The sequence below is a fragment of the Microbacterium imperiale genome (assembly GCF_017876655.1).
Classification (GTDB): Bacteria; Actinomycetota; Actinomycetes; order Actinomycetales; family Microbacteriaceae; genus Microbacterium; species Microbacterium imperiale.
Genome location: NZ_JAGIOK010000001.1, coordinates 2,518,261 through 2,537,844, shown reverse-complemented (window position 1 = coordinate 2,537,844; position 19,584 = coordinate 2,518,261). Strand labels below are relative to the sequence as shown.

Genomic DNA, 19,584 nt, shown 5'->3' with positions numbered 1-19,584 from the left:
CGTCGGTGCTCGAAAAATGGGCACGAAGCGGCATCCGCGCGTGAGACACATACGGCCTGATCCCCGTTCCGTCTCGAAAGGCATCGCCATGCCGTCCGTCTCCGCGCACGTCGCCTCCGCTCTCTCCCGCCATGTCTCGCACGTCTTCGGGGTGATGGGCAACGGCAACGCCCACCTGCTCGACGCGCTCGAACGATCCCCCGATGTCACCTTCACTGCCCTGCGCCACGAGGCCGGCGGTGTCGCCGCCGCTGACGCCCATCACCGCGCCGGCGGCGGATTGGCGGCGGCGACAGCGACGTACGGGGCCGGATTCACCAACACCCTGACCGCCCTCGCCGAGGCCGCGCAGGCCCGCACGCCACTCGTGCTCGTCGTCGGCGACGCCCCCACGTCGGGACCGCGCCCGTGGGACGTCGACCAGATAACCCTCGCCTCGGCCGTCGGGGTGCGCACCTACACGGTCGGACGGACGGATGCCGTGGCCACCACGGTCATCGCCATCGAACACGCCCTCGCGTTCTCATCCCCCGTCGTCCTGGCCATCCCCTACGACGTCACCAAGGCGGATGCCGGCGCGCTGCCCGAGATCACCCGACCGCGCCGCGCTGATGCCGTCGCCCCCGCGTCGCCGTTCGCGGCCGGCACTCTCCACTGCATCGCACGAGCTCTCGCCGGCGCCGAGCGGCCGCTGCTGCTCGCGGGTCGCGGCGCGTGGCTGGCGGGCGCCGGCGCAGAGCTCGGAGCCCTCGCCGATGCGACAGGTGCCCTCACCGCGACCACCGCGCTCGGGCGGGGCGTGTTCCCCCGACCCGAGTACGACCTCGGCGTCACGGGAGGGTTCGGCGCGGAGGCGGCGATGGAGGCCATCCGCGAGGCGGACGTGGTCGTCGTGTTCGGGGCCTCGCTCAACCAGTTCACGATGCGCTTCGGTGCGCTCTTCGCCCCCGGGACGACCGTGGCGCAGATCGACGTGGCCGCCACCGCGACGCATCCGCATGTCGGCCACTACGTGCGCGCCGACGCCGCGATCGCCGCTCGAGCCCTCGTCGACGAGCTGGCCGCCCTGGGCGCCGGCTCGAGCCGGTGGCGCGAGACGGTCGACGTGGCGGCCCTGCGCGCCTACGACCTCGGCGACGAGTTCGCCCCCGACGGCCGGCTCGACCCCCGCGCCGCCGCCCGCCGTATCGCCGCGCTGCTGCCGGAGGATCGCGTCGTCGTCTCGGACGGCGGCCACTTCATCGGCTGGGCGAACATGTACTGGCCCGTGGCCTCGCCCGACCGGATGATGATGGTCGGCACCGCCTACCAGTCGATCGGACTCGGGTTCCCCTCGGTGCCGGGCGCGGCGACGGCCCGGCCCGACGCGACGATCGTGCTGACGACCGGCGACGGGGGCGGCCTCATGGCGGTCGCCGACCTCGAGTCGGCCGTCCGCGTCGCCGGTGGCCGTGGACTCGCGGTCGTCTGGAACGACCGGGCCTACGGCGCCGAGGTGCACCTCTACGGGGCGCAGGGCCTCGCGCCGGCCCCCATGCTCATCCCCGAGGTCGACTTCGCGTCGCTGGCCAGGGCGGTCGGAGGCGAGGGCGTCGTGGTGCGCACCCTCGACGACCTCGAGGCCCTCGCCGACTGGCGGGGCCGCCCCGCCGACGACCGTCCCTTCCTGCTGCTCGATCTGCGGGTCTCGGGCGCGATCCGCGCGCCGTACCAGGAGGAGATCCTGCGCGTGAACTCCTAGCGCGAGATCAGGGCGCCCGCGAAGAACGCCGAGAGTTCGTCGGTCGCCGACAGCGGCAGCACGGCGGCGACGTACTGGTCCGGCCGGACGACGACGACCACGCCGTCGCGCGACAGCGCCCGCTCGTCGAAGATGTCGGCGTCATGCCATGCGCTGGGCGCCGCGGCGAACACCTTCTCGTCGTCCGTCAGGCCGAGCGGTCCCGTGCGCGGCCGGAAGATGTCGGGCACGAGCGGCAGCTGGATCTCGTCGTACCGCTGCTGGTAGACGACCTTCACGTCGAAGAGCGCGTCGACGTCCGCGCCCGCGGGGGTGTGCCGCGCCACCGGCGAGGAGTCGGACGCGAGCCACTCCGCGAACTCCGCCAGGGCCGACGACTCCCCCGCGGGCGGCGCGTCGGCGAAGGCGTAGATGCGCCACCGACCGTCGGCGCGCGCGTGATGACCGAGATGCACGACGTTGCCGTCCGCGACGCGCGCCACCGGGACCGAGGCGAAGCGCATGCCGAGCGGGAATCCGATGGCGAGTTCCTGGTGACGGTCGTCGCCGACGATCGTGGACGCCGCATACCGTGTGCGGAACCCCGAGGGGAACTCCGCCGTCGCGAGGTAGTGCGTCGCGAGGTCCTGCGGGTCGGTGATCTCGGAAGGCTTGCGGGCCATGAGCGCGGACCACTCGCGGTCGAAGTCGATCAGCTGCTGCGCCACCGGCCGCCGCTCGGCGCCGTACGTCGCCAGCAGCGAGGCCGGCGCCAGGCCCGTGACCACATGGCCGAGCTTCCAGCCGAGGTTGAAGCCGTCCTGCATCGAAACGTTCATCCCCTGCCCCGCCTTCGCGCTGTGGGTGTGGCAGGCGTCTCCGGTGAGGAAAACGCGCGGGTCGCGCTCGACTCCCGCGGGAACGTCGTCGAATCCGTCGGTGACGCGGTGCCCGACCTCGTAGACGCTGTGCCACGCGACCTCTTTCACGTCGATCGTGTAGGGGTGCAGGATCGCGTTGGCGCGACGGATGATCTCCTCGATCGGGGTCTGCCGCACGCGGTGATCGTCATCGGGGGCGACCTCGCCGAGATCGATGTACATGCGACTGAGGTAGCCGCCCTCGCGCGGGATGTGCAGGATGCTGCCGGCGGCCGAGGTGATGGCGCACTTGATCCGCCAGTCGGGGAAGTCGGTGCTCACGAGGACGTCCATGACGCCCCACGCATGGGCCGACGCCGCCCCGACGTGGACCCGGCCGATCGCGTCCCGCACGCGGCTGCGCGCACCGTCGCATCCGGCGACGTACTTCGCCCGGATCGTGCGCTCCTCGCCCGCCCGCGCGCCGGTGACGTGCCGCACCCGCACCGCGACGGGATACGCGCCTGCGTCGTCGATCGACAGACCGAGGAACTCGACGCCGTAGTCCGGAACGACCCGACCCGGCCCCCGGACGGCCGCCTCGGCGAAGTAGTCGAGCACCCGCGCCTGATTGACGATCAGGTGCGGGAACTCGCTCATGCGCAGCGCATAGTCCTCCGTGCGCGCCGTCCGGACGATGCGGTCGGGCTGGTCCGGGTCGGGTCCCCAGAAGTTCATGTACGCGATGTTGTAGGCCTCAGCCATGATCCGCTCGGCGAAGCCGAACGCTTGGAAGGTCTCGACGCTGCGCGGCTGGATGCCGTCGGCCTGACCGAGCTCGAGACGCCCCTCCCGCCGCTCGATGAGGCGCACGTCGACGTCGGGGAACTGCGACAGCTGAGCCGCGAGCAGCATCCCCGCCGGTCCGGACCCGACGACGAGGACGTCGGTCTCGTCGGGCAGCTCGGTGGGACGGTCCACGCCCCGGCCGGCGGCGGGCTGCACGCGCGGGTCGCCCGAGACGTAGCCGTGGTGATGGAACTGCATCGTCGCTCTCCTTCCCGCGCCCGATCAGCGACGAGCCGCGCCGACGATCGGGCTCACCGACTGCTCGGCCTCGTGGTCGGGGTCGAGCGGGATGCCGCTGCGGTCGCGCAGCAGCAGCGTTGCGATGAGGCCCAGCAGCGTCATCCCCGCCAGGTACCAGGTGACCGACATGGTCGTGCCCGTTGCCTGCACGAGCGCGGTGGCGATGGTCGGGGCGAACGCGCCGCCGAGGATCGCGCCGATCGCGTACGAGATCGAGACCCCCGAGAAGCGGATCGACGCGGGGAAGAGCTCGGCGTAGAGAGCGGCCTGGGGGCCGTACGTGAGACCCAGGCCGATCGTGAGGATCGCGAGCCCCAGGAAGAGCAGGCCGATGCTGCCGGAGTTCACGAGCGGGAAGAGGGCGAAGACGCCCGCGAGCTGGAAGATCCAGCCGGCGATGTATGTCGTGCGGCGGCCGATGCGGTCGGAGACGAAGCCGGCGACGAGCGTCGAGATCAGCCACGTGACCGCCGAGCCCGCGACCGCCCAGAGCACCGGCTCGCGGTCGAACGCGAGGGGGCCGTCGGGGTTCGTGGCGTAGTTCTGAATGTATCCGCCGGTCGTCATGTAGCCGACTGCGTTGTTCCCGGCGAAGACGAACGCGGCGATGATGACGAGCGCGGCGTGCTTGCGGAAGAGCTGGACGATCGGCATGTGCGCCTTCTCGCGGCGCTCGGCGAGTTCGGTGAAGACGGGGCTCTCTTCGACGCGGCGGCGCACGTACCAGCCGACGAGGATGAGGACGACGCTCAGCAGGAAGGGCACGCGCCATCCCCAGGCGAGGAAGGCGTCGCCGGGGGCGATCATCGCCATGAGCGCCATGACGCCCGAGGCCAGCAGCAGCCCGAGCGGCACGCCGATCTGGGGCGACGCGCCGAAGGCGCCGCGTCGCGTCTTCGGGGCGTGCTCAACGGCCATGAGCACCGCGCCGCCCCACTCGCCGCCGGCGGAGATGCCCTGGACGATGCGCAGCAGCACGAGGATGACGGGCGCGGCGAGCCCGATCGTCTCGTAGGTCGGCAGCAGCCCGATCAGCGCCGTGGCGACGCCCATCAGGATGAGCGTCCACATCAGCACGAGCTTGCGGCCGAGCCGGTCGCCGAGGTGACCGGCCAGAAACGCGCCGAGCGGACGGAACAGGAAGCTCACGCCGACGGTGGCGAAGCCGATCAGCGCGCTGTTGGCGCCGAGGGGCGCGAAGAAGAGCTGTCCGAACACCAGACCGACGGCCGTGGCGTAGATGAAGAAGTCGTACCACTCGACGGTGGTTCCGACGACGGTGGCGAAGACGACGCGACGCCGGTCGGCGGTCGTGGCGATCGTGCCGGTCGGGGTGAATCCGCTGCGCGAGGCGTGACGGGGTGTGGGGGTGCTCATCTTCGTGCTCCCGAGCTGTCGACGACATTGTCTGCAGACGTTGTTCTGCTGGCGTCGATCATATACGATTTCGAATATGAGACAAGAGCGAGGACGCTCCGAGCGACCGGGCAAGATCATCGCGGTCCACCTGAGCTACGCATCCCGGGCGGCGCAGCGCGGCCGCACCCCGGCTGCGCCCTCGTACTTCCTCAAGGCCTCGAGCTCGGTCGCCGCCTCGGGCGGGGTCGTCGAGCGCCCAGCGGGCACCGAGCTGCTGGCCTTCGAGGGCGAGATCGCGCTCGTCATCGGCCGAGACGCGCACCGCGTCGGCCTCGCCGAGGCCTGGGATCACGTCGCGGCGATCACCGCCGCGAACGACCTCGGCCTCTACGACCTGCGCGCCGCGGACAAGGGCTCGAACCTGCGCTCCAAGAGCCGCGACGGCTTCACTCCCCTCGGCCCCGACCTCATCGATGCCCGCACCGTCGATCCGCGCCGGCTGCGCGTGCGCACGTGGGTCAACGGCGACCTCGTGCAGGACGACACCACCGCCGACCTGCTGTTCCCGCTCGCGCAGATCGTCGCCGACCTCTCGCAGCACCTCACGCTCGAGACCGGCGACGTCATCCTGACGGGCACACCCGCCGGCTCCTCCGTCATCGTCCCCGGCGACGTCGTCGAGGTCGAGGTCGACGCGCCCGACGCCGGAGCGACCTCGGGGCGTCTCGTCACGACCGTCACGTCCGGCCCCGGTGACGGCTTCGATCCCGCGCTCGGTTCGCTGCCCGCCGTCGACGACACCCAGCGCGAGGAGGCGTGGGGCTCGCGGACCGCGGCGGGGCTGCCCGACGCGGAGCCCGCCGCCGCGGCATCCGGTCTCTCCGCCGAGCTGCGGGGGAAACTCGAGCGGGTGCCGGTCGCCGCGCTGTCGCAGCAGCTGCGCAGGCGCGGCCTCGACAACGTCACGATCGACGGCGTGCGAGCGATGCACGCCGACCGCAAGCTCGTCGGAACCGCCGCGACGCTGCGGTTCGTCCCGCTGCGCGAAGACCTCTTCGCGCAGCACGGCGGCGGGTTCAACGCTCAGAAGCGGGCGTTCGACACCGTCGGGGCGGGCGAGGTCATCGTGATCGAGGCGCGGGGGGAGACCGGGTCGGGCACGCTCGGCGACATCCTCGCCCTCCGCGCTCAGGCCCGCGGTGCGGCCGGCGTCGTGACCGACGGCGGCGTGCGCGACGCGGCGGCCGTCGCCGCGGTCGGCCTTCCCGTCTACAGTGCCGGCGCGCACCCGGCCGTCCTCGGTCGCCGGCACGTGCCGTGGGAGGCGGGCGGCACGATCGCCTGCGGCGGAGCGACCGTGCAGCCGGGCGATGTGATCGTGGGAGACGCGGACGGCGTCATCGTCATCCCGCCGACGATGGTCGACGAGGTCGTCGCCGCGGCGCTGGCTCAGGAGGACGAAGACGCGTGGATCGCCCGGCGCGTCGCCGAGGGGGCGTCCGTCGACGGACTGTTCCCGATGGACGCGAGCTGGCGCGCCCGCTACGACGGCGAGCGCGACGCATGAGCACGCCCGCCGCCGACACTCGGAGCAAGTCGCAGCGCGCCTACGACTGGATCCGCGAGCGCATCGCCGAGCAGGAGTTCACGCCCGGCTATCGTCTCGTGCTCGGCACGATCGCCGGCGAACTCGACATGAGCGTCGTGCCGGTGCGCGAGGCGATCCGGCAGCTCGAGGCCGAGGGGCTCGTGACGTTCGAGCGCAACATCGGCGCCCGCGTGGCGATGGTCGACGACTCGCAGTACCGCTACAGCATGCAGGCCCTGTCGATTCTCGAGGGCGCGGCCACCGCCCTCGCGGCGCGCGCGCTCGACGTCGACGACATCCGACGGGCGCGTGAGATCAACGAGCTGATGACCGAGTCGCTCGACCACTTCGACCCGCGCTCGTTCACGCGGCTGAACCAGGAGTTCCACGCGGTGCTGTTCGAGCGCTGCGCCAACCCGCGCATGCTCGAACTCGTGCAGGCCGAGTGGGCGCGCCTGGGTCACCTGCGCGACTCGACCTTCAGCTTCGTGCCGGGCCGCGCCCAGGAGTCGGTGCGCGAACACGAGCACGTCCTCGCGTTGATCGAACGCGGCGCCCCGCTCACCGAGATCGAGCACGCCGCACGGCGACACCGCTCGGCCACCCTCGACGCCTACATGACCCACGAGCACCCCGACCAGGCGCTCGGCCTGCCCAACTTCTGACCGCCCCCGCTGCAAGGACGCTCGACATGACCGATTCGACGCTGACCACCCCCCACACGCCGACCGATCTACCCGACGGCATCCGTCACTACATCGACGGCACGCTCGTCGACTCGGTCGACGGCGCCACGTTCGACGTCCTCGACCCCGTCACCGGGCGCGTGTACCTGCAGGCGGCCGCCGGCAAGAAGGCCGACATCGATGCCGCCGTCGCGGCCGCCCGGCGCGCCTTCACCGAGGGACCGTGGCCCCGGATGCTGCCGCGCGAGCGCTCGCGCGTGCTGCACCGCGTCGCCGACCTCGTCGAGTCGCGCGACGCCCGCCTCGCCGAGCTGGAGTCGTTCGACTCCGGGCTGCCGATCACACAGGCTCTCGGGCAGGCGCGGCGCGCGGCCGAGAACTTCCGGTTCTTCGCCGACCTGATCGTCGCGCAGGCGGACGACACGTACAAGGTTCCGGGTCGGCAGATCAACTACGTCAACCGCAAGCCCATCGGCGTCGCCGGGCTCATCACGCCCTGGAACACGCCGTTCATGCTCGAGTCGTGGAAGCTCGCCCCGGCGCTCGCGACCGGCAACACGGTCGTGCTGAAGCCGGCCGAGTTCACGCCGCTGTCGGCGTCGCTGTGGGCGGGCATCTTCGAAGAGGCGGGGATGCCGCCGGGGGTGTTCAACCTCGTCAACGGCCTCGGCGAGGACGCGGGTGACGCGCTCGTGAAGCACCCCGACGTGCCCCTCATCTCGTTCACGGGCGAGAGCTCGACCGGACAGCTGATCTTCGCCAACGCGGCCCCGCACCTGAAGGGGCTGTCGATGGAGCTCGGCGGCAAGAGCCCCGCGATCGTCTTCGCCGACGCCGACCTCGACGCCGCGATCGACGCCACGATCTTCGGCGTGTTCTCGCTCAACGGCGAGCGCTGCACGGCCGGCAGCCGCATCCTGGTCGAGCGGTCGGTGTACGACGAGTTCGTCGAGCGCTACGCCGCCCAGGCGCAGCGCGTGCGAGTCGGCTATCCGCACGACCCCGCCACCGAGGTCGGCGCGCTCGTGCACCCCGAGCACTTCGACAAGGTGATGTCGTACGTCGAACTCGGCAAGAACGAGGGCCGCCTCGTCGCCGGCGGCGGTCGCCCGGCCGGTTTCGAGACCGGGACCTTCGTCGCCCCGACCGTCTTCGCCGACGTCGCCCCGACCGCGCGGATCTTCCAGGAGGAGATCTTCGGCCCGGTCGTGTGCATCACCCCGTTCGACACGGATGCCGAGGCTCTCACCCTCGCCAACGACACGCGCTACGGCCTCGCCGCCTACGTGTGGACCAACGACCTGAAGCGGGCGCACAACTTCTCGCAGGCCGTGGAGGCCGGCATGGTCTGGCTCAACTCCAACAACGTCCGCGACCTGCGCACCCCCTTCGGCGGCGTCAAGGCGTCAGGACTCGGACACGAGGGCGGCTACCGCTCGATCGACTTCTACACCCACCAGCAGGCGGTGCACATCACCCTCGGGGCGGTACACAACCCCACCTTCGGCAAGAGCTGACCCGCTGACCGGATTCGCCGGACCCACCCGACATCGAGAGCAAGGACGCTGTCATGACCCACCGCGACCAGATGACCCGGACTTCGTCGGGCTTCTTCGTGAGCCCCGAGGCCCCGATCGCCTGCGACGACCCGATCCCGACGCCGGCCGCACCGGCCCCCGACATCCTGCGGTGCGCCTACATGGAGCTGATCGTCACCGACCTCGCCGCATCGCGCGAGTTCTACGTCGACGTGCTCGGGCTCTACGTCACCGAAGAGGACGACGAGGCGATCTACCTCCGCTCGACCGAGGAATTCATCCACCACAACCTCGTCCTGCGGCAGGGGCCGATCGCGGCCGTCGCAGCGTTCTCGTACCGCGTGCGCTCGGCCGACGACCTCGACCGCGCCGTCGCGTTCTACACCGAGCTCGGATGCCGCGTCGAGCGGCGTCCCGGCGGCTTCGTGCGAGGCATCGGCGACTCCGTCCGCGTCGAGGACCCCCTCGGCTTCCCCTACGAGTTCTTCTTCCAGACCGACCACGTCGAGCGCCTCTCGTGGCGCTACGACCTGCACACCCCCGGCGAGCTCGTGCGTCTCGATCACTTCAACCAGGTCACTCCCGACGTCCCGCGCGCCGTGAGCTTCATGCAGGCACTCGGATTCCGCGTGACCGAGGACATCCAGGACGAGGCCGGCACCGTCTACGCGGCCTGGATGCGGCGCAAGCCCACCGTCCACGACACGGCGATGACCGGCGGCGACGGACCCCGCATGCACCACGTGGCCTTCGCGACGCACGAGAAGCACAACATCCTCGCGATCTGCGACAAGCTCGGCGCTCTCCGCCGCTCCGACGCGATCGAACGCGGGCCCGGGCGCCACGGGGTGTCGAACGCGTTCTACCTCTACCTGCGCGACCCCGACGGCCACCGCGTCGAGATCTACACGCAGGACTACTACACAGGCGATCCCGACAACCCCGTCGTGACGTGGGACGTCCACGACAACCAGCGCCGGGACTGGTGGGGGAACGCCGTCGTGCCGTCCTGGTACACCGAGGCATCGCCCGTCCTCGACCTCGACGGCAACCCGCAGCCGCTGCGCGCCCGCACGGACGACTCCGAGATGGCGGTCACGATCGGCGCCGACGGGTTCTCGTACACCCGGCCCGACGAGGATGAGCGCGCGGATCGTCCGGGTGAGTACAAGCTCGGGCACCAGCTCTGAGAGGACGCTCATGCTCTCCCCCGACGACATCGCCGCGATCGCCGACGAGCTGGCCGAGGCCGATCGCACGCACGGCGTCATCCCGCGCATCACCGCCCGCTATCCCGACGCCACGGTCGAGGACTCGTACGCGATCCAGGGCGTGTGGCGCGACCGGATGATCGCCTCGGGCCGCCGGCTGGTCGGCCGCAAGATCGGGCTGACCTCGAAAGCGATGCAGCAGGCGACCGGCATCACCGAGCCCGACTACGGCGTCATGTTCGACGACACCGTCTTCGACTCGGGTTCCGAGATCCCCACCCGGCGGTTCTCGAACGTCCGGATCGAGGTCGAGCTCGCCTTCGTGCTCGCCCGCCCCCTCGCCGGACCGGACTGCACGCTCGACGACGCGCTCGACGCGATCGACTACGCCGTCCCGGCCCTCGAGGTGCTCAACTCGCACATCGAGCTCGAGGGGCGCACGATCGTCGACACGATCGCCGACAACGCCGCCTACGGCGCGATGGTGCTCGGCACCGAGCGGCGACGCCCCGACGAGATCGACCTGCGGTGGGTGCCGGCGCTGCTCTCGCGCAACGGCGAGATCGAGGAAACGGGTGTCGCGGCCGGCGTGCTCGGACACCCCGCGACCGGCGTGGCCTGGCTCGCGAACAAGGTCGCGCAGCACGGGGCGCGGCTCGAGGCCGGCGAGATCATCCTCGCGGGCTCGTTCACCCGGCCGATGTGGGTCTCGCGCGGCGACGAGGTGCGCTGCGACTATGGCCCGATGGGAGTGATCGCATGCCGTTTCGTCTGAGCCCGACCCTCCGCGACGCGCTCGCGCAGGCGGACCGCCCCCTGGCGGGCATGTGGGTGTGCTCGGGGTCGCCGCTGGTCGCCGAGATCTGCGCCGGCGCCGGCCTCGACTGGATCCTCATCGACATGGAGCACTCGCCCAACGGCCTCGAATCGGTGCTCGCGCAGCTGCAGGCCACGGCGGCATCGCCCGTCACGACGCTCGTTCGCGTTCCGACAGCCGATCCGGTCGTGATCAAGCAGGTGCTCGATCTGGGCGCCCAGAACGTGATCGTGCCGATGGTGTCGTCGGTCGCCGAGGCCGAGGCGGCCGTGCGCGCGGTGCGCTATCCCCCGCGCGGTGTCCGCGGGGTGGGGTCGGCCCTGGCGCGCTCGGCGCGGTGGAACCGCGTCGACGACTATCTGGCCGATGCCGACGAGCACGTGTCGCTCGTCGTGCAGATCGAGACGGCCACCGCGGTGGAGGCGGCAGCGGGCATCGCGGCGGTCGACGGCGTCGACGGCGTATTCGTCGGACCCAGCGACCTCGCCGCGTCCATGGGGCTGCTCGGCCAGCAGCCCCATCCCGAGGTCGTCGCCGCCGTGCGACGCGTCCTCGCGGACGCGCAGTCGGCGGGCACGCCCGTCGGGGTCAACGCCTTCGACCCCGCGCTCGCCCGCGACTACGCCGAGGCCGGTGCCGACTTCCTTCTCGTCGGCGCCGACGTCGCGCTGCTCGCCCGCGGCTCCGAGGCGCTCGCGGCGGCGTGGGTGCCCGAGGCCGACCGCACCGCCCGCGCCGGCTACTGAGGCGGGATCACCCCGGAACGGCGCGGGCGATGTGCAGCGCGAGGTAGGCGACCTCGTCGTCGGAGACCTCGATGTCGTGCTGAGCCCGCACCAGGGCGCGCACGCGCTCGGCGGTCGACAGGGCGCGCGGATGCCGCTGCCCCATGCTCTCGAAGAGGAACCCGTCGTCGCTCTCGAGCATGCGCCCGGCGAACACCCGCTCGGCGAAGTACTGCAGGTGCACGAGGAAGCGCGACGAGTGCAGGTCATCCGAGAAGACGATGCCGGTCGTGTTGGTGACGATGGTCGTCGCCGCCGAGATCAGCCGCACGACATGCATCGTGTCGGCACCCGCTCGGCCGTTGGCAGCATTCGCGAGGTGGAAGGCGATGTTCGCGGCCTCCTCGTCGGGGACCTCGACGCGCATGCGCGTCCGCAGCAGCTCGACGCCCCGCTGGCCGACCGCGTACTCGTCCGGGTAGACGGTGCGCAGCTCCCACGCCAGCCGGTTCACCACGACCAGCCCACGACGGTGACGCTCGACGGCGAAGTGGAGGTGGTCGGTGAGGGTCAGATAGATGTGCGGATCGAGATCGAGACCCGCCGCGACGGCGTCGCGCACGATCTCGCGGGTGAGCTCGACGAACTCACCCGGGATCTGCGCGAGCAACTCGACGAGGTTGCGCTGGTCCGCGTCGTCGAGCGCGACGAACACCCGGTCCGTCGCGCCCTCGTCGACGACTCCGCCGGGCTTGGCGCCGAAGCCGATTCCCTTGCCCAGCAGCACCCGTTCGACGCCGCGCTCGTCCTCGACGAGCACGACGCTCGAATTGAGCACCTTCTTGATGATCTGCATGCCTGTCCTCATCGACCCGGCCTCACGCTCGTGGAGCAGTGGGGTCACCCGAGGTCTGCGCCGTTCGTGGCGATCACCCGTTGGTACCACCAGAACGAATCCTTGCGCCGACGCTCTCCGCTGCCCTGTCCGAGGTCGTCGAGATCGACGTGAATGAAACCGTACCTCTTCGAGATCTGCGACGACGACGCGCTGATGATGTCGATGGGCGCCCAGCTGGTGTAGCCCATCAGCTCCACACCCTCATCGACCGCGCGGATCATCTCGCGGAAGTGCGCGCGGAAGTAGTCGATGCGGTACGGATCGTGGATGCGGCCGTCCGCGGTCACCTCGTCACGCATCCCCAGCCCGTTCTCGACGATGAACAGCGGCTTGCCGTATCGGTCGTACAGATCGATCAGCGAGATGCGCAGACCGACGGGGTCGATCTGCCAGCCCCATTCGCTCGAGGGGAGGTAGGGATTCTTGACCCCCAGCACGGTGTTTCCGGGCGTCCGCTCGGCATCCGGGTCGACCGACTCGGCGAGCGTCATGTAGTACGACAGCGAGATGAAGTCGACGGGGTGCTCGCGCAGCAGCTCGGCGTCCCCCTCGGCGAACGGGATCTCGACGCCCTGTCGCGCGAGGGCATTGAGAGCGAGGCGCGGGTAGGCGCCGGCGGCCTGGACGTCGGTGCACAGGTACAGCAGCCGGTCCTTCGCCTGCGTCGCGGCGATGTCGTCGGGGTGGCACGTCAGCGGGTACGTCTTGAGCATCGTCAGCATGCAGCCCATCTGCGACTCGGGCCACAGCTCGTGCAGCATCCGTGTCACCGACGCCGACGCCACGAACTGGTGGTGCAGCGCGGTGTAGCACGCCTGCAGCACGCTGCCCTCGATGGTCTCCTCGATGATGCCGCCCGAGGTGAGCGGATGCCGCACGATGCCGTCGATCTCGTTGAACGACAGCCACAGCTTCACGAGGTGACCGAACCGCTCGAAGCATGTGCGGGCGAAGCGCTCGAACAAGGCGATCGTGCCGCGGTCCACCCAGCAGTTGTTCTTCAGCGCGAGCGCGAGCGGCGGGTCGTAGTGCGACAGGGTGACGAGGGGCTCGATGCCCAGCCGGCGCATCTCGGTGAACAGGTCGAGGTAGAACGCGATGCCCTCTTCGTTGGGCTCGGACTCCTCTCCCGTCGGGTACAGGCGCGTCCAGGCGATCGACACTCGCAGCACCGTGAAGCCCATCTCGGCGAACAGGGCCAGGTCCTCGCGGTAGCGGTGATAGAAGTCGATGCCACGACGCTTGGGGTAGTAGGTCTCGTCGTCGTCGGCCATCGCCGCCGTGATGCTCTCCACCGTGTGGGCGTGGTGGATCGCGTACTCGCGAGGATCGACGTTCGGCCGGTACTTCGCGATGTCCGACACCGCCGGCCCGCGCCCGCCGGCGCGCCAGGCACCCTCGGCTTGATTGGCGGCGAGTGCGCCGCCCCACAGGAACGAATCAGACAGTGCCATGAGCGGCCTCCTTGGTGCGAACGGTGAAGATGCCGGTCCCAGGCTCGACGGGGCCGGTGAGCGCTTCGGTCACCTCGAACGCGTCGCCGTTGAGCACGACGATCGGCGTGATGGTGTCGAAGCCGGCGCGGCGGATCGCCTCGAGGTCGGCCTCGAGCATGAGCTGGCCCCGCTCGACCCGGTCGCCCTGGGCGACGTGGGCGACGAAGGGCGCGCCGTCGAGTTTGACCGTGTCGAGCCCGACGTGGACGAGCACCTCAGCTCCGTCGTCACCGGTGATGCCGAACGCGTGCTTCGAGGGCAGCAGGCTCGAGACGACGCCCGAGACCGGCGCGTACGCCGAGCCGGCGCTGGGCCGGATGGCGACGCCGGCTCCGAGGATGCCGCCTCCGAACACCGGATCGTCGACGCGGTCCAGTGCGACCACCTCGCCCGCGATGGGCGCGACGACCCGGCCGTCGCCGTCGGTGGCCGTCGGGGCGCTCGCGGGGCTGCCGGCCTGACCCTCGAGAGCTCGGATGGTGCCCGAGTCGGAGTCCTTCCAGATCACCAGCGCCACGATGAAGGCCGTCGCGAACGCCACGAGTCCGCCGATGACGGCGTGGATGAGGTTCCAGGGGTTCGCCACGTCGATGAACATCGAGATGCTCGCGGCACCGGGGCTTACGAGCGCGAAGGCGCCGACGGCCGCGATGCCGAGATAGATGCCTCCGGTGAGCGACCCGGCGAGAACGGCGAAAAGAGCGCGGCGGTTCTGCAGCGTGACACCGTACAGCGCCGGCTCGGTGATGCCGAAGAAGGCTGAGACACCGGACGAGATCGCCGTGCCCCGCAGCGTCTTGTTCCGCGTACGGATGGCGACGGCGAAGCTCGACCCCGACTCGGCGATGTTGTGGGCGAGTGACGCCACGAGGTAGAAGGGGTCGCGCCCCTGCTGCGCCACCGTCGCGATGGTCGGCGGGATGAATGCCTTGTGCATGCCGACGGAGATGATGAACGGCAGCACGACCGCCATGAGGGCGATGGCGACCCAGCCGAGGGTGCCGTAGAGCCAGAGCATGGCACCGGTCAGCAGCGACCCCAGTCCGTAGCCCAGCGGACCCAGCAGGAAGATCATGATGGGCGACACCACGATGAAGCACAGCAGCGGCACGAAGAAGGTGCGGATGGGACCGGGGGTGATCCTCGTCGCCAGCTTCTCGACCGGCCACAGCAGCAGCACGGCGAGGATCGGCGGGAAGACCTGGGCGTTGTACGCGATCGCGGGCACCGTGAGCCCGAACAGCGCGACTCCGCCCTCCTGCGTCAGGAGCCCCGAGAACGTCGGGAAGACGAGCAGAGCGACGATGCCGAGCGCGAGCGGGATGTTCACGCCCAGCTTCTTCGCCGCCGTGTAGGTCACCAGCAGGGGCAGGAAGAAGAAGACGGCGTCGGGGATGGCCGAGAGCACCTGATAGCTGGGGTCTGTCGCCTGCATCCATCCCAGCGCCGAGGCGAGGATGAGGAACGACTTGAAGATGCCGGCGCCGGCGATCGCCGGGATGATCGGGGTGAACACCGCCACGACGAAGTCCATGATCGCCGCGCCTGCGCGCTTCCACGTGAGCTTCGGTCGCGGTTCCCCGCCCGAACGGGATGCACGGCGTCCGCCGCGCAGCTTCTCGATCTCGGTGAAGTAGTCGCCGACCCTCGCGCCGACGATGATCTGGGTCTGCGGGCCGCGCACGACGCCGATGACACCCGGCACGGCCTGCAGCGCGGTCTCGTCGGCGCGTGCATCGTCGACGAGGTTGAAGCGCAGTCGCGTCGAGCAGTGCTGCAGCGCCGCGACGTTGTCGGGTCCGCCGACGTGCTCGAGGATCGCCTCGGCGGCATCCTTCGTGGTGGTCATTCGTTTTCCTCCTGTGGAATCCCGGACCGTGCCGCTGGAGCGGCTCCGCTCCGGCGCCGGCTGCAGGCAATAAAAAAAAGGACCCGAGCGCCGTGCGATGCACGTACGTTCGGATCCTGCCTGCATGACCAGTCACATGTCCGCCATGATCGTCCCACGATCCCAGCGACGGTGCAAACGCGCACCGGAGCGACGCCGCCCGGATGGGACGATGGACGCATGACGCAGACGCACCTCATCACCGGAGCGGGGTCGGGCATCGGCCTGGCGATCGCCCGTCGCCTCGCCGATCGCGGCGATCGCCTGATCCTCGTCGGGCGCAGCCGGACGAGGGCCGACGAGCTGGCGGCGCTGCTGCCGGGCGCTGAGGGTGTGGCCGCCGATCTGCGGCATCCCGACTCCCTCGCCGACGCGTTGGCGGCGACCGCCCTGCCCGACACGATCGACACCGTGATCCACGGGGCCGGCATCGTCGAGCTCGGCCCCGTCGCTCAGCTGCGTCCGAGCGCGTGGATCGACCAGCTCACCGTCAACCTCGTCGCTGCCGCCGAGCTGACGCGGCTCACCCTGCCCGCCGTGCGCGCGGCGCGCGGCCAGGTGCTGTTCGTCAACTCCGGTGCCGGCCTGACCGCTCACCCGGACTGGAGCGCCTACGCCGCCTCGAAGCACGGCCTGAAGGCTCTGGCGGACGCACTCCGCGGCGAAGAGGCGTCCCACGGCGTCCGCGTGACGACCGTGTACCCGGGACGCACGGCGACGCCGATGCAGGAGGAGGTGCACCGGCAGGAGGGGCGCGCGTACGACCCCGCGGCCTTCATCGACCCGGAGTCGGTGGCCACGACCGTCCTCGCCGCGCTCGACCTGCCGCGGGACGCGCTCGTGCCCGACGTGTCGGTGCGTCCGGGACCGCGGTGACGCGATGACCGCCCACGACCTTCCGGCCGGACGGCACTTCGCCCTGACCTGGGGCATCGCGACGCCGTACGGCGGGATGACGACGGCGCTGCTTGAGCGCAGCCGGATGTTCGCCGAAGCCGGCACCCCGGTCGACGTCCTGACCCTCGATCCCCGGCCCGCTCCGCTCGGCCCCGAGTTCGACGACCTCGCCACGATCGGGGTGCGGGTGCGGAACCTCTACGACTGGGCCCGCTCGGGCGATATCCCGCCGTCGCCGAACGCACGACCGGCTCCCCCGGCCCTGCGCGCAGGCGAGGACGGCACGATCACGGACGAGGTCGACGGGGTCGTCGTGCGACGCGTCCGGCTCGGCGACGACGGCCGCCCCCGTGACATCGATCATCTGCGCGCCGACGGCTCGATCGCCCTTTCGGAGCGGCGGCCGGCCGGCGGCGGGCGCCTGCTCGTCGCGTGCGACGCGGCCGGCAGCCCGGTGCGGTCGTGGCGCCGGCGGTACGACCTCTACAGCGACTGGCTCGACAGCCTCGTCGGCGGCGCGGAGGCCTTCGTCATCGTCGACAGCAAGACCGTCGCGCCGTTCGCCGCGGACTACCGCCGCCCCCACGTGACGGTCGTGCATGTGATCCACGGCTCGCACCGCGGGTCGACGCCGGGATCGGTGCGCGCCTCGCGTCAGCCCGTGTTCTCACGCCTCGACGACTTCGACGCCGTGGCCTTCGCGACCGAGGCCCAGCGGCGCGACGTGCGCGCGCTCGTCGGGCCGCGCCCGTTCCTGACCACGGTGGCCCACCCGGTGTCACCGCTGCCCGCGAGCGCGTTGCCCGCGGAGGCGGATCGCACCGCCGCTGCCGTGATCGCCCGGCTCGAGCCCATCAAGCGCGTCGACGACGCCCTCGACGCGGTCATGCAGGTGCACCACGACCCGGGCCCGTCGATTCGCCTCGACGTGTACGGCACCGGCTCGCGCGCCGACGAGCTCGCCGAGCGGGCGGCGGGCGATCCCGCGATCCGCTTCCACGGACACACCGACGACCCGGCGAGTGCCCTCGCAGCGGCGAGCGTGCTGCTGCTGACGAGCAGGTCGGAGGCGTTCGGGCTCGTCCTCGTCGAGGCGATGGCCGCCGGGTGCCTGCCGATCGCGTATGACATCGCCTACGGTCCGGCCGACCTCATCCGCGACGGCGAGAACGGCTGGCTCGTCCCCGACGGCGACGTCGACGCCCTCGCCGAGGCCATCCGCGCCGCCGCGCGGTTGTCGCCGGAGCGCCGCGCCGCGCTGCGCGCACAGGCTCGCGCCACCGCGGCGGAGTACAGCGCCGAACGCATCCGCCGACGGTGGGCGTCGGTGCTGCGGACGGCGCAGCGACGGCGACGCCTGCATCGCCGGACGCAGCCGCTGGTGCGCGAAGCACGACGCGCGGCGCGGGCGGTGCTCCGCCGGGTCCGGGCGGTCGTGCGCCGAGCCCGAAAGCTCGCGCGCCGCGCGCGATAGCCCTCCGCCCGGCGCGGCGTCAAGGCCCGTCCGCGCCGGGACGGTGATGAGACACGCTGTGGCGGACGCGGAGGAGGCGACGCCACGATGGGGACACGACGAGACGGTTCGGACGCGCCGCGCTGGCTCGTGGCCACGACCGAGTACGCCGGGGTCACCGCCTACACCGGCGGCATCGGACGGCACTACGCGGCTCTCCTCCCGGCGCTCGTGCGCCAGGGCGTCGAGGTCGACCTCGCCGTGCTCGCCGAGGGCGACATCGTCGCCGATGAGGCCCCCGGCGGGGTGCGCCTGGTCGATCGTGCGACCATCCCGACGCATCATCGACCCCACGCGATCGGCGCGCGGGCTCGACGCCTGCGCCGCACGTACCGGCGGGGCCGCTACGACGTCGTGTTCGCGCCCGAATGGGCGGGTCTGGGTTCGGTCCTCCCGCCCGGCGCTCCCCTGCTGACCAACCTCGCCACGGGTGCGCGTCTGGCCGACGAGGTGTCAGGACTGTCGCTGCGCGACCTGCCCGTCGACACGCGTGTCTCGCGGATCGTGCAGATGAACGCCGAGCGCCGTCAGCTCGAACGCTCGGCGGGCGTCATCGCGATCTCCGCGGCGATGCTCGAGCGCACCGCCGCGCTCTACCCGGCGCTGCCGACCGCCCGCGTCGTGCGCAACTGCATCGACGTCGAGGCCGTCGCCGCCGCGGCGCTCGTCGCCGCCCCGCCCCCGGCGTGGCCCGACGACGGCGCGCCCGTCGTGCTGTTCCTCGGGCGCTCCGAACGGCGCAAGGGCGTCGAGGATGCCGTCGCGGCGTTCGCCCGCGTGCACGCCGAGATTCCCGATGCGCGACTCGTCCTCGCCGGCGCCGGGGGCGATGCGCGCTTCGAACCCACTCGCGATGCCCTGCGCGAGCTGCTGCCGCCGACGGCACGCGACCGCGTCATCTGGCTCGGTCATGTCGGCGGCGACGAGATCTACGGCGCCATCGCGCGGGCCGACGTCGCGATCTGCCCCTCGCGGTGGGAGGGCTTCGGCAACGTCGCGCTCGAGGTCAAGGCGATCGGGACGCCGCTGGTGGTGACCTCCGGCAGCGGATTCGACGACTTCTGCACGGACGGGCAGGACTGCCAGAGCGTTCCGCCCGCTGATCCCGAGCGCCTCGCGGCCGCCATCACGGTGGCGCTGCGGCACCCGAGCTGGGCGCACACGCTCGCCGAGCACGCCCGCGCGCAGATGGCCGACTACGCGCCCGATCCGGTCGCGCGAGACCTCATCGCCGCCGCGGCCGAGCTGCTCGCCCCGGCGCCGCTGCGGTCGCTGGCCTGATCGGCTGCGTCGACGACC

At 71.3% G+C, this 19,584-nt stretch carries 15 protein-coding genes; 10 read left to right on the top strand and 5 right to left on the bottom strand.

Translation table 11 applies throughout. From position 1 onward, the window contains the following. The first annotated feature begins 88 nt into the window (after positions 1-88). A complete protein-coding gene (locus tag JOF37_RS12260; RefSeq protein WP_210007071.1) occupies positions 89-1,741 on the top strand; it encodes a thiamine pyrophosphate-binding protein in 1,653 nt (550 codons plus the stop codon). On the opposite strand, the gene JOF37_RS12255 is transcribed toward JOF37_RS12260, so the two are convergent. Both JOF37_RS12255 and JOF37_RS12250 read right to left on the bottom strand, forming a co-directional pair. After that, positions 1,738-3,627, bottom strand: a complete 1,890-nt coding sequence (locus JOF37_RS12255) for an FAD-dependent monooxygenase (protein ID WP_210007070.1) — start codon at positions 3,625-3,627, stop codon at positions 1,738-1,740. The two genes, JOF37_RS12260 and JOF37_RS12255, sit on opposite strands and share 4 nt — an antisense overlap. Positions 3,628-3,651: 24 nt before the next feature. Continuing rightward, positions 3,652-5,046 carry an MFS transporter gene (locus JOF37_RS12250; protein WP_210007069.1) on the bottom strand — a complete coding sequence of 465 codons (1,395 nt, stop codon included), beginning with the start codon at positions 5,044-5,046 and terminating at the stop codon, positions 3,652-3,654. A gap of 76 nt (positions 5,047-5,122) precedes the next feature. Between JOF37_RS12250 and JOF37_RS12245 the strand changes: the two genes are divergently transcribed. From JOF37_RS12245 to JOF37_RS12220, 6 genes are read left to right on the top strand one after another with little or no spacing between them, the layout of a single operon-like run. Beyond that, on the top strand, positions 5,123-6,595 hold the full coding sequence (locus JOF37_RS12245; protein WP_210007068.1) for a fumarylacetoacetate hydrolase family protein: 1,473 nt from the start codon (positions 5,123-5,125) through the stop codon (positions 6,593-6,595). Beyond that, entirely contained in the window at positions 6,592-7,281 is a 690-nt protein-coding gene (locus tag JOF37_RS12240; RefSeq protein ID WP_210007067.1) for a GntR family transcriptional regulator, read from the top strand. Before JOF37_RS12245 ends, JOF37_RS12240 begins: the two co-directional genes overlap by 4 nt. Positions 7,282-7,307: 26 nt before the next feature. After that, positions 7,308-8,819 carry a 5-carboxymethyl-2-hydroxymuconate semialdehyde dehydrogenase gene (gene hpaE, locus JOF37_RS12235; RefSeq protein WP_210007066.1) on the top strand — a complete coding sequence of 504 codons (1,512 nt, stop codon included), beginning with the start codon at positions 7,308-7,310 and terminating at the stop codon, positions 8,817-8,819. A 53-nt stretch (positions 8,820-8,872) separates the two neighbouring features. After that, a complete protein-coding gene (gene hpaD, locus JOF37_RS12230; RefSeq protein ID WP_210007065.1) occupies positions 8,873-10,030 on the top strand; it encodes a 3,4-dihydroxyphenylacetate 2,3-dioxygenase in 1,158 nt (385 codons plus the stop codon). Between the two features lie 10 nt (positions 10,031-10,040). Beyond that, a complete protein-coding gene (locus JOF37_RS12225) occupies positions 10,041-10,826 on the top strand; it encodes a 2-keto-4-pentenoate hydratase (RefSeq protein ID WP_210007064.1) in 786 nt (261 codons plus the stop codon). After that, on the top strand, positions 10,811-11,614 hold the full coding sequence (locus JOF37_RS12220; protein WP_210007063.1) for an HpcH/HpaI aldolase family protein: 804 nt from the start codon (positions 10,811-10,813) through the stop codon (positions 11,612-11,614). Before JOF37_RS12225 ends, JOF37_RS12220 begins: the two co-directional genes overlap by 16 nt. 7 nt (positions 11,615-11,621) lie before the next feature. Here the strand turns inward: JOF37_RS12220 and JOF37_RS12215 are convergent, their stop codons facing one another. Genes JOF37_RS12215 through JOF37_RS12205 form a run of 3 tightly spaced genes read right to left on the bottom strand, consistent with a single transcriptional unit; the run spans position 11,622 to position 15,836 of the window. Next, on the bottom strand, positions 11,622-12,449 hold the full coding sequence (locus tag JOF37_RS12215; RefSeq protein WP_210007062.1) for a PRD domain-containing protein: 828 nt from the start codon (positions 12,447-12,449) through the stop codon (positions 11,622-11,624). A gap of 44 nt (positions 12,450-12,493) precedes the next feature. Continuing rightward, complete coding sequence (locus JOF37_RS12210) at positions 12,494-13,945, bottom strand: family 1 glycosylhydrolase (protein ID WP_210007061.1); 1,452 nt, start codon at positions 13,943-13,945, stop codon at positions 12,494-12,496. Continuing rightward, a complete protein-coding gene (locus tag JOF37_RS12205) occupies positions 13,932-15,836 on the bottom strand; it encodes a glucose PTS transporter subunit IIA (protein WP_210007060.1) in 1,905 nt (634 codons plus the stop codon). The genes JOF37_RS12210 and JOF37_RS12205 overlap by 14 nt, the downstream gene beginning before the upstream one ends. Before the next feature lie 219 nt (positions 15,837-16,055). Between JOF37_RS12205 and JOF37_RS12200 the strand changes: the two genes are divergently transcribed. From JOF37_RS12200 to JOF37_RS12190, 3 genes are all read left to right on the top strand, one after another. Then, complete coding sequence (locus JOF37_RS12200; protein ID WP_210007059.1) at positions 16,056-16,751, top strand: SDR family oxidoreductase; 696 nt, start codon at positions 16,056-16,058, stop codon at positions 16,749-16,751. A gap of 4 nt (positions 16,752-16,755) precedes the next feature. Continuing rightward, entirely contained in the window at positions 16,756-18,246 is a 1,491-nt protein-coding gene (locus JOF37_RS12195; protein WP_210007058.1) for a glycosyltransferase, read from the top strand. 87 nt (positions 18,247-18,333) lie between these two features. Beyond that, positions 18,334-19,566, top strand: a complete 1,233-nt coding sequence (locus JOF37_RS12190) for a glycosyltransferase family 4 protein (protein ID WP_210007057.1) — start codon at positions 18,334-18,336, stop codon at positions 19,564-19,566. The last annotated feature ends 18 nt before the right edge of the window (positions 19,567-19,584 follow it).

Coding starts and splice junctions, on each gene's coding strand:
- JOF37_RS12260 (WP_210007071.1), top strand. CDS start 89: ATGCCGTCCGTCTCCGCGCACGTCGCCTCCGCTCTCTCCCGCCATGTC.
- JOF37_RS12255 (WP_210007070.1), bottom strand. CDS start 3,627: ATGCAGTTCCATCACCACGGCTACGTCTCGGGCGACCCGCGCGTGCAG.
- JOF37_RS12250 (WP_210007069.1), bottom strand. CDS start 5,046: ATGAGCACCCCCACACCCCGTCACGCCTCGCGCAGCGGATTCACCCCG.
- JOF37_RS12245 (WP_210007068.1), top strand. CDS start 5,123: ATGAGACAAGAGCGAGGACGCTCCGAGCGACCGGGCAAGATCATCGCG.
- JOF37_RS12240 (WP_210007067.1), top strand. CDS start 6,592: ATGAGCACGCCCGCCGCCGACACTCGGAGCAAGTCGCAGCGCGCCTAC.
- hpaE (WP_210007066.1), top strand. CDS start 7,308: ATGACCGATTCGACGCTGACCACCCCCCACACGCCGACCGATCTACCC.
- hpaD (WP_210007065.1), top strand. CDS start 8,873: ATGACCCACCGCGACCAGATGACCCGGACTTCGTCGGGCTTCTTCGTG.
- JOF37_RS12225 (WP_210007064.1), top strand. CDS start 10,041: ATGCTCTCCCCCGACGACATCGCCGCGATCGCCGACGAGCTGGCCGAG.
- JOF37_RS12220 (WP_210007063.1), top strand. CDS start 10,811: ATGCCGTTTCGTCTGAGCCCGACCCTCCGCGACGCGCTCGCGCAGGCG.
- JOF37_RS12215 (WP_210007062.1), bottom strand. CDS start 12,449: ATGCAGATCATCAAGAAGGTGCTCAATTCGAGCGTCGTGCTCGTCGAG.
- JOF37_RS12210 (WP_210007061.1), bottom strand. CDS start 13,945: ATGGCACTGTCTGATTCGTTCCTGTGGGGCGGCGCACTCGCCGCCAAT.
- JOF37_RS12205 (WP_210007060.1), bottom strand. CDS start 15,836: ATGACCACCACGAAGGATGCCGCCGAGGCGATCCTCGAGCACGTCGGC.
- JOF37_RS12200 (WP_210007059.1), top strand. CDS start 16,056: ATGACGCAGACGCACCTCATCACCGGAGCGGGGTCGGGCATCGGCCTG.
- JOF37_RS12195 (WP_210007058.1), top strand. CDS start 16,756: ATGACCGCCCACGACCTTCCGGCCGGACGGCACTTCGCCCTGACCTGG.
- JOF37_RS12190 (WP_210007057.1), top strand. CDS start 18,334: ATGGGGACACGACGAGACGGTTCGGACGCGCCGCGCTGGCTCGTGGCC.